Origin of the sequence: Streptococcus panodentis, assembly GCF_017884005.1 — a bacterium.
In the GTDB taxonomy this organism is placed as follows: Bacteria; Bacillota; Bacilli; order Lactobacillales; family Streptococcaceae; genus Streptococcus; species Streptococcus panodentis.
Genome location: NZ_QFAY01000012.1, coordinates 23,654 through 48,337, shown reverse-complemented (window position 1 = coordinate 48,337; position 24,684 = coordinate 23,654). Strand labels below are relative to the sequence as shown.

Genomic DNA, 24,684 nt, shown 5'->3' with positions numbered 1-24,684 from the left:
GGAAGCGCCGCTTCCGTTTTATTTCTTTTCAGGTTCTTGGTGGGTGAGATTCAAACCCCAGGGGATAAGATTTTCCTTTTTTTGCTTGATCCGCTGGATATTGTCCCTATGCCGGACGATGATAATCAGAGCCAGCGTTATAATAATCAAAGTAAAGAAAGGATCATAGCCTGGCAGAAGAAAGCCAAAAGCGGGGAAAATCAAGGCAGATAAAATAGCCAAGACAGCTGATACCACGCTGGCCAGTGAAATCATGCTGCCCAGATAGAGCGTGCTCACAAAAACAGCGATTAGGTAGACAAAGAAAGCCGGTGAAAAGCCCAGAACAACCCCTGCGCTGGTAGCGACTGCTTTTCCGCCCTTAAAGCCGGCAAAAACAGGAAAGGTGTGGCCGATAACGGCCAGCAGCCCAAAGACCAGCGGCGAAATCCCCTCAATCTGCAAAAAGAAAGGCAGCAGGGTCGCCAAGGTGCCTTTGAGAAAATCAATGGCAAAGGTGGCCGTTCCTGCCGTCCTGCCCAGAATGCGGAAGGTATTGGTCGTTCCGGTATTGCCGCTGCCGTAGTCCCGCAGGTTTTTTTTAAAGAAAATCAGCCCAATCCACAGTCCAGTCGGAATGGAGCCCAGTAAATATGCTAGTATCAAACCAATCATCGTATTCATCATGATTTTATTATATCATGAATTTCAGCGGAGACAAGAGCAGCCTGCGAGAATATTTGACAGCTTTTGTCTAGTCGGACTTTTGGATATCGGGGAGGAAGGCTGCTGTTCCTATAAAATCAGCTGTAACCAGCATTTTTTTCAAAAAAATCTTTGCAAAATTCGCCAAAAACTTGTAAGATAGAAAAGATGAATTGACTAGGAGGTCTATTTTGGCAAAGAAAGAAATTACCATTAATAACTACAATGACGATGCCATTCAGGTATTAGAAGGGTTGGATGCAGTCCGCAAACGTCCAGGGATGTATATCGGTTCAACCGACGGAGCTGGACTCCACCATCTGGTCTGGGAGATTGTGGACAATGCTGTCGATGAGGCCCTGTCAGGCTTCGGTGACCGAATCGATGTGACGATAAACAAAGACGGAAGTCTGACTGTCGCAGACCACGGACGCGGGATGCCAGTCGGCAAGCACGCTATGGGGATTCCTACGGTTGAGGTCATCTTCACCGTTCTCCACGCCGGAGGTAAGTTCGGCCAAGGTGGCTATAAGACCTCGGGCGGTCTCCACGGTGTAGGTTCCTCTGTTGTCAATGCCCTATCTAGCTGGCTGGAAGTGGAAATCACACGCGATGGGACTGTCTACAAGCAGCGCTTTGAAAATGGCGGAAAACCAGTCACTACGCTCAAGAAAATCGGCACGGCACCTAAGTCCAAGTCTGGGACCAAAGTGACCTTCATGCCGGACGATACGATTTTTTCAACGACGGACTTCAAGTACAACACTATTGCTGAGCGGCTTAAGGAATCAGCCTTCCTGCTCAAGAATGTCCGTCTGTCGCTGACCGATGCGCGGACTGGCGAAGAAGTAGAGTTCCACTATGAGAATGGTGTTGAAGACTTTGTCAGCTACCTCAATGAAGACAAGGAAACCCTGACTCCGGTCCTCTATTTTGAGGGGGAGGAGAGCGGCTTTCAGGTCCAGGTGGCCCTGCAGTACAACGACGGCTACGCCGATAATATCCTGTCCTTTGTCAATAACGTCCGCACCAAGGACGGCGGTACCCATGAGACGGGGCTCAAGACCGCAATTACCAAGGCCATGAACGACTATGCCAGAAAGACCGGTCTGCTCAAGGAAAAGGACAAAAATCTGGAAGGCTCGGACTACCGCGAAGGTCTGGCTGCTGTCCTGTCCATCTTGGTACCTGAGGCGCACCTGCAGTTTGAAGGCCAGACCAAGGACAAGCTGGGCAGTCCGCTGGCCCGTCCTGCGGTGGACTCCATTGTGTCCGACAAGCTGACCTTCTTCCTCTTGGAAAATGGCGAGCTGGCCTCTAATCTCATCCGCAAGGCTATCAAGGCCAGAGATGCCAGAGAAGCGGCCCGCAAGGCGCGTGATGAAAGCCGCAATGGCAAGAAAAACAAGAAAGACAAGGGCCTCCTGTCTGGCAAGCTGACTCCGGCCCAGTCCAAAAACCCAGCCAAGAACGAACTCTATCTGGTCGAAGGTGACTCTGCCGGTGGCTCTGCCAAGCAAGGCCGTGACCGTAAGTTCCAAGCCATCCTGCCCCTGCGCGGTAAGGTTATCAATACCGCCAAGGCTAAGATGGCTGACATTCTCAAGAACGAAGAAATCAACACCATGATTTACACGATTGGAGCAGGTGTTGGGACAGACTTTACTCTTGAGGATGCCAACTATGACAAAATTATCATCATGACCGATGCGGACACGGACGGTGCCCATATCCAGACCTTGCTGCTGACCTTTTTCTATCGCTATATGCGCCCGTTGGTCGAGGCCGGCCGCGTCTATATTGCCCTGCCGCCTCTCTATAAGATGTCCAAGGGCAAGGGCAAGAGCGAAGTTGTCGAGTATGCCTGGACCGATGGCGAGCTGGATGACCTGCGTCGCAAGTTTGGCAAGGGAGCCATGCTTCAGCGCTACAAGGGTCTCGGTGAAATGAACGCCGACCAGCTCTGGGAGACGACTATGAATCCCGACACCCGCACCCTCATCCGTGTCACCATCGAAGACCTGGCCCGCGCCGAACGCCGCGTTTCCGTCCTCATGGGCGACAAGGTCGAACCACGCCGCAAGTGGATTGAGGATAATGTCAAGTTTACCCTTGAGGAGAGTGGAATATTTTGAAAGCACCTATACAAGGAGAATATAATGGAATATAAAAATCTAGACTTTAAAATCCCAGTGGAATCATCAACGTACCAAAAGGATTCTGAATTTATTGTAAGTCAAATGGAAGCAATACTAAATGAACGAAAATTATTGGGTGATAATAAGATTATCTTAAATACAAATTTAAAATTGGGACTCCCTTTAGAAAATATAAATAAAATAGCTGGCCCGATGATTGAAGCTTGGGCAGTAGAAGTATTTTCTGGCATCAGAGATGATTTAGATAATAAATATAATTTGATTAATGTAGAAGCTCAGGAAAGACTAGGTATGGCTGATATTATCCTTCAATTTCGGAAGGAAGATGAAGTTTTGACTGGAAATATTGATGTTAAGGCTACAGCAAATGACATCCCTAATAGTGGAAAAGGACCCAACATAACTTCTTTTTCAAGAATTAGAACAGCATATGTAAAAAATGCAGATTTTATGTTTATTATTTTATCAATTAAGCATAAAGTTTACTCTGAGAGAAATAAGGAAACAGGTTTGGTTGATGGAATCATGGAAGTAATTGACTACAATGCTTATGATTTAAAATATATTAGTGATTCGGATATTAATTATAATCCTGCATTAGGTACAGGGCAAATTCAAATAAAAGATATTCATTATGTCACATATCAATATCGTACTACATGGGAAATGTGTCAATTGTTAGATCAAAAATATTTAAAGAGTTCTAAGAGAACGCTAGAAGATTTTTATAAGGAAGCTCGGAAAAACAAATGGATAAAAGACAAAGATTAACAACGATTCATGGAGACGCAATTGAAGAACTAAAAAAACTACCTTCTAAAAGTGTACGTTTAATAGTAACAGACCCTCCATATAATTTGAACAAGGATTATGGAAATACTAAAGATAAGCTTGATTTTGATGATTATATTGAATTTTCACGGCAATGGCTTATCGAAGCGAAAAGGGTATTGACAGATGATGGGACTATCTATGTTTTTATGGGAATGCGTTATATATCTTACATATATAATATTTTGGAACAAGAATTAGGTATGCATTTTAATTCATGGATAACATGGTTTTATACGCAAGGGATTGGAAAAACTAGGGGATATTCTCCTCGTCATGATGATATTTTGATGTTTACAAAGCATCCCAAAAAATTTGTTTTTCATTTAGATGAAATACGTGTTCCTCAAAAGTATTATCGTTCAGTTAATAATATGCGCGGAGCAAATCCTGGTAATGTTTGGGAATTTTCTCATATGCATTACAGTAACAAAAACAGACAAAATCATCCTACTCAGAAGCCGGAGGCCTTGTTTGAAAGAATGATTTTAGCATCATCTAGTCCTGATGATTTGGTACTAGATCCATTTGTCGGAAGTGGTACAGCCCTGCGTGTCTGTCAACAAACAGGCCGCCTTGGAATAGGTATTGATATTAATCCTGAATATATTGAAATGACTAAGGAGCGTTTGGATACTCCGTTTTCAGGTTTTGATAGTATTGATGTGAGGATGGAACGTGTTCCTAATGATTTAAATAATCCTGATATTCGGGAAGATTATATAAAGAACCACATTGAATGGTTTTTGAATTATCATCCAGATGCAATAAGTAATTTCATGAATGAAGTAAATAAAAAATATGGTCATAAAATGCTGAAGTCGGGACAACAAGATTTGTTTAACATGCTATGATTGGACATTCAGAAATTAGAATTTTTCAAGTTTAAGGATTATTTACCAACAAGAAAAACTTGCCTCATTCCCCGCAAAAAAACACATCGTCAGAAATTCTGACAAGCTTCTTCAGGTCGTGAAAGAGGCCGTCAGATTTTCTGATAAGGCATTTTTTGGCAAATTCTGTTTGGCAGAAAATCTGGTGAGTATTTTTTGAGTAAAAGACGAACGTTTGCTTTTCTGGCGAGCAGTTTTAAAGCAAAAAACCTTTTCTGAAAATCAGAAAAGGTAAAAAGGGAATTAAAATTAAAATAAATAAAAAATTTAGGAGATTATAAAAATGAAAAAAATTTATGGAATTACTAGTGTAGATGTTCAGACTTTAGAAAACAACGAATTTTTCCAGCTCATGTTCGAGAGTCGGAGCGAGGTTGCGGCTTTTATCAAGGAAAATAAGGTGGATGGCATTTACACGACCAAGCTGGATGAGATGGACAAACTTCTGGAACAGCTGCAGGGTGGTCTTCATCAGACCAAGTCCAGCAAGCTGGTGGCTAGTTTGGATCAGGCTGACCGCGAGCGCGATGATGCCTTGGGCACTCTCCAGTCTTTGGTTCGGGCCTTTGCACTGGTCAAGGATGCAGCGACCAAGGAAGCTTATGAGACCCTGTCTCAACTCCTGAAAAACTACACTGGTCTAGCTGCAACTAGCTTGGAAAAGGAGACCGAGGGCATCAACCACCTACTCCAAGAGCTGAAAAAGCCGGCCTACCAGACAGCACTGGCTAAGCTTCATCTAGAAGCCCATGTCGACAGTCTTGCTGCCGCTCAGAAGGCCTTTGAAAAGGTCTACAAGGAGCTCCTGACTGAGCTCAAGGGTAAGACACCGAGCCAGAATAAGAATGTCCGCCTCAAGCTGCAAGAGATCTATGATTTTCTGGTGGATTTCACTGCAATCATTGCCTACGCTTATCCCGAAAGAACTCACGTGGTCAATCTCCGCGACCACCTCAACACCATCCGCAGCCGCTACAAAAAACGCAAACCAGCTAAGAAGGTGAAAGAAGAAGTGGCGGAGACGAACTAGCAACTTCTGACGAAAGGAGACAGCCAATGACGCTTGACAATAAACTGGGTCTGACGGATTCGCTTGAACTAGCCAAGATGGAAGAAAAAATCAGTAAGACCCGAGCTAAAGAGCTTTTTGAAGAGCAGCTTCTGGTCGATAAAGCAGCTGGCACCTATGCCACTCTGGCCTTCATTCATGGATTCTTGTTTGAAGAAATCTATGACTTCGCTGGCCAGATTCGGACAGTCAATCTCGCCAAAGGGTCTTTCCGCTTTGCGCCTGTCATGTATCTGGCAGCTTCTTTGGAAAATATCGACTGCATGCCTCAGCAGACCTTTGACCAAATCATCGAAAAGTATGTTGAGCTAAATATCGCCCACCCTTTCCGCGAGGGGAATGGCAGAAGTATGAGGCTGTGGCTGGACCATCTGCTCAAGGCTGAGCTGGAGCAGGTCATCGACTGGTCCCAAGTCGACAAGGAAGACTACCTCCTAGCCATGGAACGCAGCCCCATTCGAGACACAGAGATTAAGCATGTCCTCAAGCAAGCCCTCACAAAGGACATTCATAACCGCAACCTCTACATGAAGGGCGTTGACCATAGTTACTACTATGAAGGTTATAGCCTATATAAAGCTGAGGAGTTGTGAGATAAGAAAGTTTGTAGAGGAGTGATTAGATGACTATTCTTGAAACAGACCGTCTCATTTTACGGGACTTGCAGGAATCTGATTTGCCAGCTTTGATTGCTCTGAATCGGGATCCAGAGGTCATGCAGTATTTCCCAAAGCCATATAGTCAAGCGGAGTCCTTGCGGCTTTATCAGGGCATTCAAGATGAAGTTAAGGCTTATGGCTACAGTCTTTGGGTTGTTGAAGAAAAGTCCGGTCAGGAGTTTATCGGCTTGGTAGGTCTGCACCATTCGGATTTACAGATTTTTGCTGGAAAAGAAGCTGTAGAAATCGGCTGGCGTCTGCGAAAAGAGTTTTGGAATCGTGGTTATGCAACGGAGGCTGCCCAAGCCTGTCTAGACTTTGCTTTTCAGCAAGCTGGCTTATCAGAAGTTTACTCTTTTACTTCCTTACTCAATCTCCCTTCGCAAAAAGTCATGCAAAAACTAGGCATGGAATTTGTCAAAGAGTTTGATAACGAAAAAGTTCCAGCAGACAGTCCGCTTTATAGACACGTCCTCTACAGAATCAAGAGTTTCAACTAAAAAGGCAGGTATTCCCATGAGAACTGAAACTGAGATGTTTGATGTGATTTTGCAAACCGCAAAAGCGCTACAAGTCGAGGCTGTCGCCATGTCCGGCTCGCGGACAAATCCAAATGCTCTCAAGGACGAATTCCAAGACTATGATGTGGTCTACATTGTGGAGGATTTGGATGGCCTGGTGGCTGACCTTGCTTGGTTGGAAAAGTTTGGCAAGCGCATGATTGAGCAGCATGTCCTAGTAGACCATCGCCGCCTCTATCTCATGCTCTTTGAAGATGGCAATCGGATAGATTTGACCCTTTGCCCCAAGGAGCACATCAAAGAGTGGGTGGATAGCGAAGCGGATTTTACGGTGCTGGATGATGTGCAGGGACTGTTTGCTCCTTATGCACCGACACCCAAGCGCTATTGGACGGCATCAGCCAGTGCGACTGACTTTGACAAATCCTGCAATGAATTCTGGTGGGTATCAGCTTATGTAGTCAAGGGCATTCATCGAAACCACCTTGTCTATGCGACGGATCATCTGTATGGAATCTGCCAGCAAGAATTGCTCAGGCTTTTAGCTTGGCAAGTGGCAGCAGATAAGGGGACGGTCGATGTTGGCAAGAACTACAAGTACCTCTTTCAGTATCTGCCTACCGAGAAAGAGAAAGAATTTAAGTCCTTGCTTGACTTTTCTGACCAGAAAAGCCTCTCCAAGTCTCTCTTAGCTACCATGGACTTTTTCCACAAAGAAGCCCAAGCTTTCTCTCTCAAAACCGGCTTCCCCTATGACAAAGCAATTGCAGAGAAGATGATTGAGTATGCTGAAGCTAGACTTCCCAATCACTGACTAAATAAAGAACGTAATTTAAAACATTAAACTACAGAAAGGATAGTTTGGTTACTTATGGTAACTGAACACGGGACTAATTTCCGTAAACTATCCTTTATTTTATAAAAAATACTCTACATTCTTTGAAAGGAGTTGAACACGCCCTAAATACTGTGTGAAAAAGATAAATTCTCTTGTGAGCATCGCTCACTGCAAGAATTTCCTATTTTCACTTTGTATTTTACGGGCTCTGTATCCTATATGAGTAATATTCAAAACATGTCCCTTGAGGACATCATGGGAGAGCGCTTCGGCCGCTACTCCAAATACATCATTCAAGAGCGGGCCCTGCCCGACATCCGCGACGGCCTCAAGCCTGTACAGCGCCGCATTCTTTATTCCATGAATAAGGACGGCAACACCTTTGACAAGGGCTACCGCAAGTCGGCCAAGTCGGTCGGGAACATCATGGGGAATTTCCACCCTCACGGGGACAGCTCCATCTATGACGCCATGGTCCGCATGTCTCAGGACTGGAAAAACCGTGAGATTCTCGTTGAGATGCACGGAAACAACGGATCCATGGACGGCGATCCGCCGGCGGCTATGCGTTATACTGAGGCGCGCCTGTCTGAGATGGCCGGCTATCTCCTGCAGGATATTGAGAAGGACACGGTGCCTTTTGCCTGGAACTTTGATGATACCGAGAAGGAGCCTACTGTTCTGCCGGCAGCCTTTCCCAATCTTTTGGTCAATGGAGCAACCGGGATTTCCGCTGGTTATGCGACCGATATTCCGCCCCACAATCTGGCCGAGGTCATTGACGCCGTGGTCTATATGATTGACCATCCGTCTGCCAAGGTGGACAAGCTCATGGACTTTCTGCCAGGGCCGGACTTCCCGACAGGAGCTATTGTCCAAGGCCGAGACGAGATTAAGAAAGCCTATGAAACCGGCAAGGGCCGGGTCGTGGTGCGGTCGCGGACCGAGATTGAGAAGCTCAAGGGCGGCAAGGAGCAAATCGTCATCACCGAGATTCCTTATGAGATTAATAAGGCGGTCTTGGTCAAGCGGATTGACGATGTGCGGGTCAATAACAAGGTGGCCGGCATTGCCGAAGTGCGGGACGAGTCCGACCGGGATGGCCTGCGCATTGCTATCGAGCTTAAGAAAGATGCCAATACTGAGCTGATTCTCAACTACCTTTTCAAATACACCGACCTGCAGATTAACTACAATTTCAACATGGTGGCTATTGACAATTTCACGCCGCGTTTAGTTGGGATTGTGCCCATTCTGACCAGCTATATCGCCCACCGCAAGGAGATTATCCTGGCCCGCAGCCGCTTTGACAAGGCCAAAGCCGAGAAACGCCTCCATATCGTGGAAGGACTGATTCGGGTCATTTCGATCTTGGATGAGGTGATTGCCCTCATTCGGGCGTCGGAAAATAAAGCAGACGCCAAGGAAAATCTTAAGGTCAGCTATGATTTTACCGAGGAGCAGGCTGAAGCCATCGTCACCCTCCAGCTCTACCGCCTGACCAATACCGACGTGGTGGTGCTTGAGGAGGAAGAAGCAGAGCTGCGCGAGAAGATTGCTATGCTTTCTGCTATCATCGGCGATGAGCGCACCCTGTACAATCTCATGAAGCGGGAGCTGCGTGATGTTAAGAAGAAGTTTGGCAACCCGCGTCTCAGCGAGCTGCAGGATCGAGCAAATGCCATTGAGATTGACACAGCCAGCCTCATTGTCGAGGAGGAGACCTATGTCAGCGTGACCCGTTCCGGCTATATCAAACGGACCAGCCCGCGTTCCTTCTCTGCTTCGACACTGGAGGAAATCGGCAAGCGGGACGATGACCGTCTGATCTTTGTCAGTCCTGCCAAGACAACCCAGCATCTGCTGATCTTCACCAGTCTGGGCAATGTCATCTATCGTCCGGTCCATGAGCTGGCAGACATTCGCTGGAAAGAAATCGGCGAGCATCTCAGTCAGACGATTAGCAATTTTGATACCCAGGAAGAAGTGATTTACACGGAAATCGTGGACAGCTTTGACGAGGGGACTTACTTTGCAGCTACCAAGCTGGGGCAGATCAAGCGCGTGGAGCGTAAGGAATTCAGCCCTTGGCGGACCTATAAGTCTAAGGCACTCAAGTTTGCCAAGCTGAAAAATGAAGAAGACCAAGTCCTTGCTCTGGCACCGATTAAGCTGGATGATGTTATGCTCGTGACGAAGAATGGCTATGCCCTGCGCTTCAATATTGAGGAAGTGCCGGTTATCGGAGCCAAGGCAGCTGGAGTTAAGGCTATCAACCTCAAAAAGGATGACGTCCTAGCCGCAGCCTTTATCGCTAATACAGACTCACTTTACATCCTGACCCAGCGCGGTTCTCTTAAGCGCATGGCGGTCGCAGATATTCCTGTTACCAGCCGGGCCAATCGCGGCCTGCAGGTCCTGAGGGAGCTCAAATCCAAGCCCCACCGTGTCTTTGCATCCGGACCTGTCTATGCCGGACAGGCGGACTTTGACCTCTTTACCACAGAGGCAGAAGTCAGCGAGGAGCAGATTCTGCAAATTACATCCAATAAAGGCACAGCTTACGACATCAATCTGGCCAATCTCAGCCTGTCTGAACGGACCAGCAACGGCAGCTTTATCTCGGATAGCATTTCCGATGAGGAAGTCTTTGCTGCCCATATCAAATAGATTCAGAACCAGTTCAAACGAGCTGGTTTTTCTACGGCTCTTAACGAGACGCGGCTGAGTTTAGAGCCATTGACTCATAGACAGAGCGATAGCGAAGTCTACGTTCTCTGAAACTCTCAAGGAATCCAGCCAGAAGTTTCCAAACAAGTCTGGGATTAAAGAGAAAGTCTGAAAAAATAAAAATTTTCTGAAAATTGAAAATAACACTTGAAAATATCTAAAAAAGGTGTAAAATAGGGAGTATGACAGAAAGCACCAATCTGCTGGAGAGTCGTTAAAAGGAACAGTTCAGAGCCTGTTCTTCTAACCAGCTTGACCAGATGAGGTGCCATTATGATACAGTATCTTAGAAATGAGGACATGACTATGACTGCAAATCTTGACTGGGAAAATCTCGGCTTTTCCTATATGAAATTGCCTTATCGCTACATCGCCTATTACCGAAACGGTCAGTGGGAAGAGGGACAGCTGACAGAAGATGCGACCTTGCATCTGCACGAATCTTCTCCCTGTCTGCACTATGGCCAGCAGGCTTTTGAGGGACTGAAAGCCTACCGTACCAAGGATGGCAGCGTTCAGCTTTTCCGGCCGGACAAAAATGCAGAGCGGCTGCAGCGGACAGCTGACCGCCTGCTCATGCCGCAGGTCTCTACAGAGATGTTTGTGGATGCAGTCAAGCAGGTCGTACGGGCCAATGAAGACTATGTTCCGCCATACGGAACGGGCGGTACTCTCTATATCCGCCCGCTCTTGATTGGGGTTGGCGATATTATCGGAGTCAAGCCGGCAGATGAGTACATCTTTACCATCTTTGCCATGCCGGTTGGTAATTATTTCAAGGGCGGTCTGACGCCGACTAACTTTATCGTTTCTGCTGATTATGACCGTGCCGCTCCTCACGGAACGGGGGCAGCCAAGGTCGGCGGGAATTATGCGGCCAGTCTTTTGCCAGGTAAGATTGCCAAGGACAAGCAGTTCTCAGATGTGATTTACCTTGACCCGGCGACCCATACCAAGATTGAGGAAGTCGGTTCGGCCAATTTCTTCGGTATTACTAAGGACAGAGAGTTTGTCACTCCGCTCAGCCCATCTATCCTGCCCTCTATTACCAAGTATTCCCTGCTCTATCTGGCAGAGCACAGACTGGGGCTTAAGCCAGTCGAAGGCGATGTTCCTCTTGCAGAACTGGATAGATTTACCGAAGCGGGTGCCTGCGGTACGGCTGCAGTCATCTCTCCTATCGGAGGCATTCAGCACGGCAATCATTTCCACGTCTTCTATAGTGAGACAGAAGTCGGACCTGTTACCCGCCAGCTCTATGATGAGCTGACCGGTATCCAGTTTGGCGATGTTGAAGCGCCGGAAGGCTGGATTGTGAAAGTCGATTAATTACAGGAGCCCTTGCGGCTCTTTTAATATGCAAAATAGCAGGGTAAGACTTGCCAGCTCCGCTATTTTTTTGTAAAATAGAGCTTTGAGAGAGGTAGAAAATGAGCAAAAAAGATAAAAAAATCGAAATTCAGATTACGGACAGCAAGGTTCAGGTCGGGGCAGAGCAGTTTGACGGCTGCAGCCTGTCTATCGGCAAGAAGGTCATCGGTGAGATTGCAGAACTGGACGGTCAATTTGCTATTATAAAAAATGGCAGTGTGGAGAGTTTTTATAAAAAGCTTGAAAAAGCCGTTGAAAGTTTGATTGAAACCTATAATTTAGGCAAATAAGGGCTTGCATTTTCATTGTATTAATGTTATAATGGGTATCGTTGGTTGTTGGAGAGGTAGCGAAGAGGCTAAACGCGGCGGACTGTAAATCCGCTCCTTCGGGTTCGGGGGTTCGAATCCCTCCCTCTCCATATCTGAGATACAAGACTCTCAAAAGGCTGCATCAAAACCTTGAGTGAGAGTTCCTTGCTTAGAGCCAATGAATGGGAAAGTTTATGCTTGTAATAATGGGGTATCGCCAAGCGGTAAGGCAAGGGACTTTGACTCCCTCATGCGTTGGTTCGAATCCAGCTACCCCAGTTCTTAGGTGGTGTATCATATAAAATAATAAAATATCTTTTGGTATTTTATTTCTTTATAAGGGTAGGAACGTTAAAGATAAATCAAATGTCGTTTGCGGGTGCTTAGGAAAATAATTAAATTGTATGTCAAGTTTTATACTTGATTGTTGGAGGATTTTTTTAGATGAATGAATTTGAAGATTTGCTAAACAGTGTTAGCCAAGTTGAGCCAGGTGACGTCGTTACTGCTGAAGTTTTGACGGTTGACGCTAACCAAGCTAATGTTGCAATCGCTGGAACTGGTGTTGAAGGTGTCTTGACTCTTCGTGAGCTGACAAATGAGCGTGACGCTGACATCAACGACCTTGTAAAACCAGGCGAAACACTTGAATTGCTTGTTCTTCGTCAAGTAGTAGGTAAAGATACTGATACAGTGACTTACCTGGTATCTAAAAAACGTTTAGAAGCTCGCAAAGCTTGGGACAAATTGGTTGGCCGTGAAGAAGAAATTGTCACTGTTAAGGGCACTCGTGCTGTTAAAGGCGGACTTTCGGTAGAGTTTGAAGGACTGCGCGGATTTATTCCGGCTTCTATGCTCGATACTCGTTTCGTTCGCAATACTGAGCGTTTTGTAGGTCAAGAATTTGACGCAAAAATTAAAGAAGTAGATCCAAAAGAAAACCGCTTTATCCTTTCACGCCGTGAAGTTGTAGAAGCAGAAGCTGCTGCAGCCCGTGCTGAAGTATTTGGTAAATTGAATGTTGGCGATGTTGTGACTGGTAAAGTTGCCCGTATCACCAGCTTCGGTGCTTTCATTGACCTTGGCGGCGTTGACGGTTTGGTTCACTTGACTGAGCTGTCTCATGAGCGCAATGTTTCACCTAAGTCTGTTGTTACAGTTGGCGACGAAATCGAAGTGAAAGTTCTGGATCTGAACGAAGAAGAAGGCCGTGTATCACTGTCTCTGAAGGCAACAACCCCTGGACCATGGGATGGCGTTGAGCAAAAGCTTGCTGCTGGCGATGTGATTGAGGGAACAGTTAAGCGTCTGACTGATTTCGGTGCTTTCGTGGAAGTGCTGCCAGGTATTGATGGCTTGGTTCACATTTCACAAATTTCCCACAAGCGTGTGGAAAGCCCTAAAGACGCTCTGAAAGTCGGTCAGGAAGTCACTGTGAAAGTTCTTGAAGTGAATGCTGCTGACGAGCGTGTGTCTCTCTCTATCAAGGCTCTTGAAGAGCGTCCAGCCCAAGAAGAAGGCCAAAAAGATGAGAAGCGTCAATCACGCCCACGCCGTCCAAAACGTCAGGAAAAACGTGACTTTGAACTTCCAGAAACTCAAACTGGATTCTCAATGGCTGATCTCTTTGGCGACATTGAACTGTAAAAAATTAAAAGAAGTTGAGATTTCTCGACTTCTTTTCTTATTTTGACTTGTATTTTTGGTGAAAATCGGTTATAATGTATTAGTTGCCACCCTTAGTGTAATGGATATCACGTAAGATTCCGGTTCTTGAGATGGGAGTTCGATTCTCTCAGGGTGGATGACTGAAGCTTGGACTCGTCAGAGTCCTTTTTTTGTTTATTTTTTGGGGAAATGTCGTGACAGTGAAATGAATCGCTCATCTCTTGATTGAGAAAGAATAGAGAAAGACGGAAAGTATTTGCTTTTCAAATGCTCGAAAATAAAGCGTGGGCTTCCTAATGTCTATCCTTGTTAGCGGGATATTCCTGGCTGCGGGTTCGAAGAAAGTGAGCTGCCGCATTAGGCAGCATTCTGAGAATAATTGGAAGAAGTCCAGCCAGCTGGTAGAGATTATGGGGATATAGTCCTTTAGTTTGCTTTTAGTACTAGGCAACGAGCCGCAGGCTGTACTTAGATACGGCAAGGCGAGTTAACGACGGAATAAAAGATAAACTAACTGACGATATCATTCATGATGGCAGCCAGTTTGTGACAGTGAGAATCAGGCGGTTTTTGCGCGTTTAATCTACAGCGGGGTGCTGCAGGAGAAAAGGGCCTCTTATCCTAGATTCCGAAGAGCACAGCACCTATCGCTGGGTTTCCTCTTTAGACGAGATGGAGGGGCAGCTGCTGGTTCCCTATCTGTCAGAACGGTTTGTATCGGAGAAATGAGTGATCAAAAAAAACAGCCTCCTGGATTAAGGAGAGCTGTTTTTGAATGCCTAGTTTTTAGATGCTGCTTGGAATTCAGGATTTTGCCATGCTTCATCAATGATTGCCTGCAGTTCTTTAGCAGAAGCTTGCATTTTTTGAGTTTCTGCGTCGTTGAGAGGGATATTTACTGGACGGACGATCCCGTGAGCGCCGACGATAGCTGGTTGACCAATGAAGACATTCTCAACGCCATATTGGCCTTCCTGGAAGACTGACAATGGCAATACAGCATTTTCATCGTCAAGGATAGCTTTGGTGATACGAGCCAAAGCAACTGCGATACCGTAGTAAGTAGCCCCTTTCTTATTGATGATAGAGTAAGCAGCGTCACGGACGGAGATGAAGAGTTCAACAAGGTCTTCTTCGTTGAGGTCGCGGTTGTCCTGCAGCCATTGCTCCAATTTTACTCCGGCAACATTGGCATGTGACCAGACAGCAAACTCAGAATCACCGTGCTCACCCATGATGTAGGCGTGGACTGAACGGGCATCAATGCCGATTTTAGCAGCAAGGGCCTGACGGAAACGAGCGGAGTCAAGGGAAGTACCAGAACCGATAACACGCTCTTTAGGGAAGCCTGAGAATTTCCAAGTTGAGTAAGTCAAAACGTCAACTGGGTTGGCTGCCACAAGGAAGATACCGTTGAAGCCTGATTCAACGACTTGTGTCACGATTGATTTGTTGATGGCCAGATTTTTTCCGACCAAGTCAAGACGGGTTTCGCCTGGTTTTTGCGGAGCACCGGCAGTAATGACAACCAAATCAGCGTCGGCACAGTCTGCATAGGTCGCTGCGTAGATTTTCTTTGGCGAAGTGAAAGCAAGGGCGTGGCTGAGGTCTTCGGCATCACCGACAGCCTTGTCGAATAATTGAGGGATTTCAATAATACCAAGTTCCTGAGCGATTCCTTGGTTAACAAGAGCGAAAGCGTAGGATGAACCTACGGCACCGTCACCCACAAGGATAACTTTTTTGTGTTGTTTAGTAGCAGTCATTCTAAACATCTCCTTAATTTTTTTAGGGAAGTATTCCCCATACATATTCATTCTACCACTTTTGCTATATTTTGTCACGGACAACTTTGGTCTTTAGGCGATGTAAACGTTTTTACAAGAGCTTCAAAATGCTGAAAAATTCAAGAAAATGTGGTATAATTGTAGGGTGATTGAAAAGAACAGAAAGGCATTTTTTTAATGCAAGACAGAAACTTAGTAAATGTGAATCTGACCAGCGAAATGAAGACCAGTTTCATCGATTATGCCATGAGCGTTATCGTAGCACGGGCGCTTCCGGATGTTCGCGACGGTCTCAAGCCGGTTCACCGCCGGATTCTCTATGGAATGAATGAGCTGGGGGTTACTCCTGATAAGCCTCATAAGAAGTCAGCCCGTATCACAGGGGATGTCATGGGTAAATACCACCCGCACGGGGACTCTTCCATCTATGAGGCGATGGTGCGGATGGCTCAGTGGTGGAGCTATCGCTATATGCTGGTAGACGGCCATGGAAACTTTGGCTCCATGGACGGAGACGGCGCCGCTGCTCAGCGTTATACAGAAGCCCGGATGAGCAAAATTGCTCTGGAAATGCTGCGGGACATTAATAAAAACACTGTTGATTTCAGCGATAACTATGATGCCAGCGAAAAAGAGCCGGTTGTTCTGCCGGCCCGTTTTCCGAATCTGCTGGTTAACGGAGCGACCGGGATTGCTGTCGGAATGGCCACCAATATCCCGCCTCACAATCTAGGAGAAGCCATTGATGCTGTGAAACTGGTCATGGACAATCCGGAGGCGACGACACGGGACATAATGGAAGTGCTGCCAGGACCGGACTTCCCGACCGGTGCTCTGGTTATGGGCAAATCTGGCATCCACCGGGCCTATGAGACTGGTAAGGGCTCCATTGTTCTGCGCTCGCGGACAGAGATTGAGGAGACCAAGACAGGCCGGGAGCGGATCGTGGTGACAGAATTTCCTTATATGGTGAATAAAACCAAGGTTCATGAGCATATTGTCCGTCTGGTGCAGGAAAAGCGGATTGACGGTATTACTGCTGTTCGCGATGAATCCAACCGCGAGGGAGTTCGCTTTGTGATTGAGGTCAGACGCGATGCTTCTGCCCATGTCATCTTGAACAATCTTTTCAAGCTGACCCAGATGCAGACTAACTTCAGCTTTAATATGCTGGCGATTCAAAACGGCGTGCCGAAGATTCTTTCCCTGCGTGAAATTCTTTCTGCTTACATTGAGCATCAGAAGGAAGTGGTGACCCGCCGGACCGTTTTTGACAAGGAAAAAGCTGAGGCCCGGGCTCACATTTTAGCCGGTCTCCTGATTGCGCTGGACCATATTGACGAAGTCATCCGTATTATCCGCAACAGCGAGACAGATGCGGAGGCTCAGGCTGAATTGATGGCCAAATTTGAGCTGTCAGAGCGTCAGAGTCAGGCTATTCTGGATATGCGTCTGCGCCGTCTGACCGGCTTGGAACGCGATAAGATTCAGTCTGAGTACGATGAATTGATTGCTCTGATTGCAGATTTGGCAGATATTTTGGCCAAGCCTGAGCGGGTTGTGGCGATTATCAAGGAAGAGCTGGACGAAGTGAAGCGGAAGTTTGCGGACGACCGCCGGACAGAGCTTATGGTCGGTGAGGTTCTTTCTCTGGAAGATGAGGATTTGATTGAAGAAGCAGACGTTCTGATTACTCTTTCAAACAAGGGCTATATCAAACGACTCAATCAGACTGAGTTTACAGCTCAGAAACGCGGAGGCCGCGGAGTTCAGGGGACAGGTGTCAAAGATGATGATTTCGTCAAAGAGCTGGTCTCCACCAGCACTCATGACCGCCTGCTCTTCTTTACGAATAAGGGCCGGGTTTACCGCCTCAAAGGCTATGAAATTCCTGAATACGGCCGGACTGCCAAAGGGCTGCCAATCGTCAATCTCCTGAAGTTAGATGAGGGAGAAACAATTCAGACCATTATCAATGTGGAGCAAGATCACAGCGATGATTCCTATCTTTTCTTTACTACCCGTCATGGCGTAGTCAAACGGACCAGTGTGACAGAGTTTGCCAATATCCGCCAGAATGGTCTGAAAGCCTTAAACCTTAAGGAAGAGGATGAGCTGATCAATGTCTTTCTGACGGATGGTGCAGCTGATGTCATTATCGGGACGAAATTCGGCTATTCTGTCCGCTTTAATGAAACGGCCGTGCGGAATATGAGCCGTCTTGCGACAGGTGTCCGCGGGGTCAGCCTGCGCGAAGGAGACTGTGTCGTCGGCGCCAGCGTTGTTTCAGACGGAGATGAAGTGCTGATTATTACTGAGAAGGGATACGGCAAGCGGACTTTAGCCAGCGAATACCCGACCAAGGGACGCGGCGGAAAAGGAATCAAGACAGCCAATATCACTGAAAAGAACGGTTCTCTGGCAGGTCTGATGACGGTTTCCGGTGAGGAAGATCTGATGATTATTACCAATACCGGGGTGATTATTCGTACCGGTGTAGCCAATATTTCACAGACAGGCCGCTCTACTATGGGGGTTAAGGTCATGCGTTTAGATCAGGATGCGCAGATTGTTACCTTTACGACGGTTGAAGCAGACGAAAAAGATGATGCAGCAGAGGAAGAAAACGAATCATAAAAGAGGGCCTATATGGTACAAGGTAAAAGAAGTCAAAGAAGACAAAAACGCAGCAAAAGAAATATTTTTATCAATATCATTGCGACGCTATTGATTATTGTGGCCCTTGCCCTAATCTTTAATGCGCAAATCCGAAATATGATCATGGTCTGGCATACCAACCAATATCAGGTCAGCAAGGTTTCCAAAGATTCGATTGATAAAAATAAAAATGCTGAGACCAGTTTTGATTTTAATAAGGTAGAATCGCTTTCCACAGAAGCAGTCATCAATGCCCAGTGGAAAGCGCAGCAGCTGCCGGTCATCGGCGGTATCTCCATTCCGGAGGTGTCCATGAACCTGCCGATTTTCAAGGGCTTGGACAATGCCGGTCTCTATTACGGTGCCGGCACGATGAAAGAAAGCCAGCAGATGGGTCAAGGCAATTATGCTCTTGCCAGCCATCATGTCTTTGGCATTACGGGTGCCAGCGATATGCTCTTTTCCCCGCTGGACCGTGCCAAAGCAGGCATGAAAATCTATATCACCGATAAGGAAAAGGTTTATACCTATGTTATCACCAGTGTAGAAACGGTGACACCGGATCGGATTGATGTGATTGATGACACCGAAGGCGTTGCCGAGATTACTCTAGTGACCTGTGAGGATGCAGCTGCCACCAATCGGACGATTGTCAAGGGAACGCTGGAAGGCTCTATTGAGTACGAAAAGGCTCCTAAGGAAGTTCTGGAATCCTTCAGTAAGTCCTATAATCAGATGCAGATTTAATGCCAGAAATCAGAAATTAATAAAATTCACCCCAAGAGTAAGAGAGATTCTAGCATCTGGGGTGTTTTTTTGCAGCCTTTTTCGAATAGTAAGGTAAGGAGGTTTCTATGTATAGTATTTCATTTCAGGACGATCGGAGCATGATGCCGCGGGAGCGTTTGATGAGGGAGGGAGCAGAGAAGCTCAGCAATCAGGAGCTGCTGTCCATTTTTCTTAGAACAGGCAACAAAAAAGAAACTGTCTTCCAAGTTTCTCAAAAAATCTTATCTTCTATTTCCCATTTGAACGATCTGAAGTATCTGACTCTGCAGGAATTGCAGACCATTTCAGGGATTGGCCCCATAAAAGCTGTCGAGCTGCAAGCCGTCATTGAACTGGGCCGGCGTATCAATCGGGCTGAGGTGCTGCAGATGGAGCAAATCATGGGCAGTCAAAAGCTGGCTCAGAAGATGCAGCAGGAGCTGGGGGATATGAGGCAGGAATGCTTGGTAGCCATCTATCTCAACAGTCAGAATCAGATCCTTCATCAGCAGACGATCTTCATAGGAACGGTGACCAGAAGCATTGCAGAACCGCGGGAAATTCTCCATTATGCCCTCAAACATCTGGCGACTTCCATTATATTGGTCCACAATCATCCGTCGGGGTCTGTCGTTCCCAGCAAAAATGATGACGAGGTGACCCAGCATATGAAGGAAGCCTGCGAGATGATGGGGTTGGTTCTCTTGGATCATTTGATTGTGGCGAAGACCAATTATTACAGCTATCGTGAAGAGACGGATATCATCTAAAGCCTATTGACGACATAGTCAAAGAGAGCTAAATCGCCTTCATGGGAGCCAAAAAGAAATTCCGGATGCCACTGGACACCGAGAAAGGGGCTGCCGTCAGTGGAAGTAACCGCTTCAACGACCTTGTCGCGCGGGTCATAAGCGATTACCTCCAGATTAGCTGCCAAATCCTTGATGCTTTGGTGGTGGAATGAATTAATCTCAGAAGCCGGACCGTAAATTTCATGCAGCACAGAGCCGTTTTTGGTTACCATGCTTTGAGTAGTATACTCTGCAGAGCGGTCCTGCCAGTGGTCTTCAATATCCTGATGCAGGGTGCCGCCCAGAGCGACATTATAGAGCTGGGTACCGCGGCAGACTGTAAAGATAGGCTTCTTTTGCCGGCGGGCTTCCTGAATCAAAGCCAATTCAAAAACATCCCTTTTCAGCAGATAGTCATCGCTGTCAATCGTCTTTTCTTCCCCGTAAAATTGCGGGGAAACATTTTGGCCGCCGGTGATAATCAATTTGTCAATGACAGAAATATACTGCTGGGCTGATTCCTTATCGCCGATTGGCAGAATCATTGGAATTCCGCCAACTTCTTTGACCCCCTCGACAAATCCGGTGGCAGTATAGCTCATATGGACGAATTGATCATCGGGAAGTGTTCTTTCATTTCCGGTTATTCCAATAATTGGTTTACTCATAGAGTAATGGCTACCTCTCTTATCTTAATTTTCATTCTTTCTCATGAAGTAGAGCAAGGTCTGCAGCTCACTGGTCAGATCGACATATTGGGCAACAACATCCTTGGGCAGGGACAGGTGGACCGGTGAGAAGCAGAGAATTCCCTTGATACCCGCTTCGACCAGAACAGAAGCGACTTCCTGAGCCTTTATACTGGGAACAGTCAGAATGGCTGTCTGCACATTTCCAGACTGTACCTTTTGTTTGATTTGGGAAATTCCGTAAATAGGGATTCCGTCTTTGGTGATGGTGCCGACATCGGGGTGGTCATCCGTATCAAAGGCCATGACGACCTTCATTTTATTGCGCTCATGAAAACGATAGTGCAGAAGAGCGCGGCCCATATTGCCGACGCCGACAATCATGACATTGGTGATGGAGTTGTCATTGAGCAGATCGGCAAAAAAGTTCATCAGTTTTTTGACATCGTAGCCAAAGCCACGGCGGCCTAATTCACCAAAATAAGAAAAATCCCGCCTGACAGTAGCTGAGTCAATCCCAATAGCCTCTGCAATCTGCTTGGAATTGGCTTTCTCGATTTTTTCGGCATTGAAGCGCTTAAAAATACGGTAATAGAGCGAAAGTCTCTTGGCAGTTGCGCGGGGAATTGCAGTGTTTTTTTCAGATTTCACAAAATCACGACCTTTCTAACTCTATTTTATAGAAAGTTTGTGAAAAAATCAACTAGTTTTATATAGGAAAAATCTTCGGGCAGGTCTTACCGGCAGCTATAACTCAATCCCGATAGGTATCTAAGTCCAATTTTGTCATCTGCCGGTATAAATCGCCGATTTTGCCTTCAAAAGGGAGCGCCTGTCCTTTATAGCTGATTGAGATGACCGGCCGGTCATCAGGGACAGTGACGCAGCCCGAAAAGGCCAGTAAAAACTCGTCAAAGTCTTGATAGGTCAAGGTCCGTTGGACCTTGTAAGAGTCTAAGTAGATGAGCTCAATCATTGTGCTGTATTCTCCTGTCTGTCTGCTGTGCTTTCAAGTTTCCGGACGCCTGCAGGCCGTTCTGATAAGAAAAAAGCAAAATTGCAGGAACTTTGCTTATTGGGGTGTTTTTTCAAAGATATGTCTTTCTACCAGACTGTCCATAAGGAAGTAGAATTTTTGCTGAAGAATGTCATTGTCAGCCGACTTGAAAATATTGACCAGGCGCAGTCCGGATTTATCGGTGATATTAATCTTGAAGCCTGTCAGGTCTTTGTTGATGATGATTTTCAGCAGAAAGCCATTGCCGCTGTTGGGAACGGCTTCCAGCAGGCGGGACAGTTCGTAATTGCCGACTTTGGTTTGGGCAAAAGTATTGTCGCGCAGGGTGAATTTTTTAACATTGGAGTGAAGTGAGTAGGTAAACTCACAGTTTGCTAAGCTAACAGATGTTTGAAAGGCCATCTTATCCTCCTAAAATTTCTTTTAAAGTTTTGCTGAAATAGTCTATTTCTTCGATGGTGTTTTGGTCTGAGGTACTGATACGGATGGATTCTCCCAGACGCTCAGAATCGTCTCCATAGAGAGCCTGCAGGACATGGCTGGGCTGAACAGTCCCCGCTGTACAGGCGGAACCGGTAGAGACAGAAAATCCCTTTAGGTCTAGTTGGAGCAGGAGCAGATCGTTTTTCTGCTGGGGAAAGCCCAGATTGATGACATAGGGCAGGCTGGACGGACTTTCGTTTACATAGAAGTCCAGACCGGCTAAATCTGTCAGGAGTCTGTCCTTTAGGAGCTGAGCGTGGGCCAGATTTTCTTCCAGATGTTCAGCGCTTTCTGACAGTGCAGCCGTCATTCCCAGAATAGACAGTAAGTTCTCGGTGCCGGCCCGGTGTTTTTCTTCTTGGTCGCCGCCATGCAGAAAGCGGTCAAAGTCCATCCTGTCGGCATAGAGGAAGCCGACTCCCTTTGGACCGTGGAATTTATGAGCAGAAGCACTGAGAAAGTCGATTCCCAGCTCCTTTGGGTAAAGAGGGACTTTGCCAATGGCCTGCACAGCATCTACATGGAAGGCTGCCGGGTGGTCTTTTAAGAGCTGGCCGATTTCCTTAATCGGAAGCAAATCGCCGGTCTCATTATTAACAGCCATGACTGATACAAGAATGGTATCCGGCCTGAGAGCCTGCTGGATGTCTATCGCCCGAATCTGTCCGTCAACTGGCTGAATAACCGTCGCTTCAAAGCCGAATTTTTCTACTAAATACTCAACTGTCTCTAAGACAGCGTGATGCTCAATAGCCGTTGTGATGATATGTTTTCCCCTGTCCTGATGGCGAAGAGCATAGCCTTTGATAGCAGTATTATTGCTTTCTGTGCCGCCCGAGGTAAAGAGGATATGCCTGCTCTCAGTATGGAGAATCTGAGCAATTTCTGCACGTGCCTGCCTGAGCAGCTTGCTGGCTTCCCGTCCGTGGCCGTGAATACTGGACGGATTCCCAAAGACAGTCAAAGCTTCTGTCATTGCTTTAATGGCTGCAGCTGACAAGGGAGTCGTAGCAGCGTTATCTAAATAAATCACGAATTTGTCCTTTGTTTCTTTTGATAGGCAAAAAGCGGGCTGACTGGCTTTCTCTCCTGAATACGGACAATGGCATCGCCAATCAATTCGCTGGCTGTAATGTAGTGGATGTTTTGGGGAATTTTTTCCTTGGTAGCCACAGAGTCAGTCACCAGAATTTCCTTGATAGGGACTTGATCCAGCAGTTCTGCGGCCCCTTCGACAAAAAGTCCGTGGCTGGAAACAGCATAAATCTCAACTGCTCCCTCACGGTCAACGATTTTGGCAGCTTCTGAGAAAGTCCGGCCGGTATTGAGAATATCGTCAATGAGAATGGCTTTCTTGCCTGCTACATCGCCGATGATATAGCCTTCTGAGCGTCCGGCTTCATCCTCGCCGTAGTCAATAATAGCGATAGGAGCATCCAGATATTCAGCCAGACTGCGGGCACGCTTGACTCCGGAATTTTTAGGGCTGACCACCACTACATCCTCGCCGGTAAGGCCCATGTCGCAGTAGTGCTTGGCAAAGAGAGGAATGGTAAAGAGGTTGTCTACCGGAATATCAAAGAAGCCCTGCACCTGCACAGCGTGGAGATCCAGAGAAATCACGCGGTCAACGCCTGCGCCCACCAGCATATTGGCTACCAGCTTGGCAGTGATTGGCTCGCGGGGAGCAGCAGTCCTGTCTTGACGGGCATAGCCAAAATAAGGCATAACGACATTGACAGTGTTAGCGCTGGCCCGATTGCAGGCATCAACCATGATCAGGAGTTCCATCAGGTGGTTATTGACCGGAAAACTGGTGGACTGGATGATGTAGATGTCGTAGCCGCGGACGCTTTCTTCAATATTGATCTGAATCTCGCCGTCTGAGAACTGGCGGGAAGCAAGCTTGCCCAAAGGAACTCCGGCAGCCGCAGCAATCTTTTCAGCAATGGCATGATTGGAGTTGAGAGAGAAAAGTTTCATATTTTTTTTATCTGACATGAGATGGACCGTCCTCTTTTTGTCTCTTTAGGAGCCCAGATTATAAGGATGAACACAACCTTTATCAAGACAGGCTCTTAGATTTCTATCTCTTATTTTACCAGAAAAATAAGATTATTTCAGCTTTTTTACAAGTTTTCAGCAAATCTTGCTATCTTGCTTTTGGCGGGCTTGTAGTGGATCTTGTGCTGCCGCAGGAATTGCTGAAAGTTTTCTTTGCCCTGCTCAAGGTTTTCGACCTCAACTTCCAGCTCATAGTCTGTCTTGCCGAAATAATGGCTTTGGTCCAGAGCCAGCAGGCCGATAGCAGTCTTCTTTTCATAGCGAATGGTTTTAAGAGAGCCCAGAACAGTTAACTCTTCTATAGGAATCTGCTTTTCTTGGAGCAGCTGACGGACTCTTCCCGGAGGAAGGCTGTTGTTTTGCAAAATAGTTTCAGTTTCTTTCAAAGTCAGTGCCTGATTGTGCTCCAGCAGGCCGATTTTCTGAGGGATTTTCAGGGTCAGCTCAGCTGCATTTTCAAAAGTCCGCAGCCGCAGGGTTAAGTGTGCCTGCCGAATGGAGCGGCTGGGCGAATCGATGTAATAGTTGGTCTGAGTGACGGGGTCAAGATTTTTAAACAGGGGGAGGAGCTGCGCGTGCTCCTGCTGAGTCAGCATGCTTTTTAGTTCAATTTCTAAATGCTTCATTTTCAGGTCCTTTTCTTTTTTTTGAAAGCGATTTATGTTATAATAACAGTTGTGTTTATTTTATAC

23 protein-coding genes, 3 tRNA genes and 1 pseudogene are annotated in these 24,684 nt (G+C 46.6%); 18 read left to right on the top strand and 9 right to left on the bottom strand.

Features of this window, described 5'->3' with window-relative positions:
- Nucleotides 1-18: 18 nt before the first annotated feature.
- Nucleotides 19-666, bottom strand: a complete 648-nt coding sequence (plsY, locus tag DHL47_RS06850) for a glycerol-3-phosphate 1-O-acyltransferase PlsY (RefSeq protein ID WP_209551335.1) — start codon at nt 664-666, stop codon at nt 19-21.
- Between the two features lie 209 nt (nt 667-875).
- On the opposite strand from plsY, the gene parE reads away from it, so the two are divergent.
- From parE to DHL47_RS13635, 15 genes and pseudogenes are all read left to right on the top strand, one after another.
- A complete protein-coding gene (gene parE, locus DHL47_RS06845) occupies nt 876-2,819 on the top strand; it encodes a DNA topoisomerase IV subunit B (RefSeq protein WP_209551334.1) in 1,944 nt (647 codons plus the stop codon).
- Between the two features lie 24 nt (nt 2,820-2,843).
- Nucleotides 2,844-3,614, top strand: a complete 771-nt coding sequence (locus DHL47_RS06840) for a restriction endonuclease (protein ID WP_209551333.1) — start codon at nt 2,844-2,846, stop codon at nt 3,612-3,614.
- On the top strand, nt 3,593-4,528 hold the full coding sequence (locus DHL47_RS06835; protein WP_209551332.1) for a DNA-methyltransferase: 936 nt from the start codon (nt 3,593-3,595) through the stop codon (nt 4,526-4,528). The genes DHL47_RS06840 and DHL47_RS06835 overlap by 22 nt, the downstream gene beginning before the upstream one ends.
- A 322-nt stretch (nt 4,529-4,850) precedes the next feature.
- Complete coding sequence (locus DHL47_RS06830; protein ID WP_209551331.1) at nt 4,851-5,597, top strand: DUF6261 family protein; 747 nt, start codon at nt 4,851-4,853, stop codon at nt 5,595-5,597.
- A gap of 26 nt (nt 5,598-5,623) precedes the next feature.
- Nucleotides 5,624-6,229 carry a protein adenylyltransferase Fic gene (gene fic / locus DHL47_RS06825; protein ID WP_209551330.1) on the top strand — a complete coding sequence of 202 codons (606 nt, stop codon included), beginning with the start codon at nt 5,624-5,626 and terminating at the stop codon, nt 6,227-6,229.
- Between the two features lie 29 nt (nt 6,230-6,258).
- The gene (locus DHL47_RS06820) at nt 6,259-6,795 is read left to right on the top strand and encodes a GNAT family N-acetyltransferase (protein WP_209551329.1); all 537 of its coding nucleotides are present in this window, start codon (nt 6,259-6,261) and stop codon (nt 6,793-6,795) included.
- A 16-nt stretch (nt 6,796-6,811) separates the two neighbouring features.
- Complete coding sequence (locus tag DHL47_RS06815) at nt 6,812-7,630, top strand: aminoglycoside 6-adenylyltransferase (RefSeq protein WP_209551328.1); 819 nt, start codon at nt 6,812-6,814, stop codon at nt 7,628-7,630.
- 243 nt (nt 7,631-7,873) lie between these two features.
- A complete protein-coding gene (gene parC, locus DHL47_RS06810; protein WP_209551327.1) occupies nt 7,874-10,324 on the top strand; it encodes a DNA topoisomerase IV subunit A in 2,451 nt (816 codons plus the stop codon).
- Between the two features lie 360 nt (nt 10,325-10,684).
- Nucleotides 10,685-11,713 (top strand): branched-chain amino acid aminotransferase, encoded by a 1,029-nt coding sequence (locus DHL47_RS06805; RefSeq protein ID WP_209551326.1) that lies wholly within the window; start codon nt 10,685-10,687, stop codon nt 11,711-11,713.
- 101 nt (nt 11,714-11,814) lie between these two features.
- The gene (locus tag DHL47_RS06800) at nt 11,815-12,045 is read left to right on the top strand and encodes a DUF2969 domain-containing protein (RefSeq protein WP_209551325.1); all 231 of its coding nucleotides are present in this window, start codon (nt 11,815-11,817) and stop codon (nt 12,043-12,045) included.
- Nucleotides 12,046-12,095: 50 nt separating this feature from the next.
- Nucleotides 12,096-12,176: transfer RNA gene (locus tag DHL47_RS06795), tRNA-Tyr, on the top strand.
- A 97-nt stretch (nt 12,177-12,273) separates the two neighbouring features.
- A tRNA-Gln gene (locus DHL47_RS06790) sits at nt 12,274-12,345 on the top strand.
- Between the two features lie 165 nt (nt 12,346-12,510).
- A complete protein-coding gene (gene rpsA, locus DHL47_RS06785; RefSeq protein WP_128837375.1) occupies nt 12,511-13,713 on the top strand; it encodes a 30S ribosomal protein S1 in 1,203 nt (400 codons plus the stop codon).
- A gap of 86 nt (nt 13,714-13,799) precedes the next feature.
- A tRNA-Arg gene (locus DHL47_RS06780) sits at nt 13,800-13,871 on the top strand.
- A gap of 98 nt (nt 13,872-13,969) precedes the next feature.
- Nucleotides 13,970-14,044: pseudogene (locus DHL47_RS13635) on the top strand (NUDIX hydrolase); the annotation flags it as partial.
- A gap of 469 nt (nt 14,045-14,513) precedes the next feature.
- On the opposite strand, the gene DHL47_RS06775 reads toward DHL47_RS13635, so the two are convergent.
- Nucleotides 14,514-15,500 carry an L-lactate dehydrogenase gene (locus DHL47_RS06775; RefSeq protein WP_128837374.1) on the bottom strand — a complete coding sequence of 329 codons (987 nt, stop codon included), beginning with the start codon at nt 15,498-15,500 and terminating at the stop codon, nt 14,514-14,516.
- 198 nt (nt 15,501-15,698) lie between these two features.
- On the opposite strand from DHL47_RS06775, the gene gyrA reads away from it, so the two are divergent.
- The 3 genes from gyrA to radC all read left to right on the top strand — a co-directional run bounded on the left by gyrA (nt 15,699) and on the right by radC (nt 19,717).
- Nucleotides 15,699-18,158, top strand: coding sequence for a DNA gyrase subunit A (gyrA, locus tag DHL47_RS06770; RefSeq protein ID WP_128837373.1), 2,460 nt, complete (start codon nt 15,699-15,701; stop codon nt 18,156-18,158).
- Nucleotides 18,159-18,170: 12 nt separating this feature from the next.
- Complete coding sequence (locus DHL47_RS06765) at nt 18,171-18,926, top strand: class A sortase (RefSeq protein WP_209551324.1); 756 nt, start codon at nt 18,171-18,173, stop codon at nt 18,924-18,926.
- Between the two features lie 107 nt (nt 18,927-19,033).
- On the top strand, nt 19,034-19,717 hold the full coding sequence (radC, locus tag DHL47_RS06760) for a RadC family protein (protein ID WP_128837371.1): 684 nt from the start codon (nt 19,034-19,036) through the stop codon (nt 19,715-19,717).
- Here the strand turns inward: radC and DHL47_RS06755 are convergent.
- From DHL47_RS06755 to DHL47_RS06725, 7 genes are all read right to left on the bottom strand, one after another.
- On the bottom strand, nt 19,714-20,406 hold the full coding sequence (locus DHL47_RS06755) for a gamma-glutamyl-gamma-aminobutyrate hydrolase family protein (protein WP_128837370.1): 693 nt from the start codon (nt 20,404-20,406) through the stop codon (nt 19,714-19,716). The two genes, radC and DHL47_RS06755, sit on opposite strands and share 4 nt — an antisense overlap.
- 24 nt (nt 20,407-20,430) lie before the next feature.
- Complete coding sequence (locus DHL47_RS06750; protein WP_128837369.1) at nt 20,431-21,078, bottom strand: redox-sensing transcriptional repressor Rex; 648 nt, start codon at nt 21,076-21,078, stop codon at nt 20,431-20,433.
- 103 nt (nt 21,079-21,181) lie between these two features.
- On the bottom strand, nt 21,182-21,403 hold the full coding sequence (locus DHL47_RS06745) for a DUF4649 family protein (RefSeq protein ID WP_128837368.1): 222 nt from the start codon (nt 21,401-21,403) through the stop codon (nt 21,182-21,184).
- Nucleotides 21,404-21,499: 96 nt separating this feature from the next.
- Nucleotides 21,500-21,847, bottom strand: a complete 348-nt coding sequence (locus tag DHL47_RS06740) for a DUF1831 domain-containing protein (RefSeq protein WP_209551323.1) — start codon at nt 21,845-21,847, stop codon at nt 21,500-21,502.
- Between the two features lies 1 nt (nt 21,848).
- Complete coding sequence (locus DHL47_RS06735; RefSeq protein ID WP_209551322.1) at nt 21,849-22,961, bottom strand: cysteine desulfurase family protein; 1,113 nt, start codon at nt 22,959-22,961, stop codon at nt 21,849-21,851.
- Complete coding sequence (locus DHL47_RS06730; protein ID WP_128837365.1) at nt 22,958-23,929, bottom strand: ribose-phosphate diphosphokinase; 972 nt, start codon at nt 23,927-23,929, stop codon at nt 22,958-22,960. Before DHL47_RS06730 ends, DHL47_RS06735 begins: the two co-directional genes overlap by 4 nt.
- A gap of 128 nt (nt 23,930-24,057) precedes the next feature.
- Complete coding sequence (locus tag DHL47_RS06725) at nt 24,058-24,618, bottom strand: CYTH domain-containing protein (protein WP_128837364.1); 561 nt, start codon at nt 24,616-24,618, stop codon at nt 24,058-24,060.
- Between the last annotated feature and the right edge of the window lie 66 nt (nt 24,619-24,684).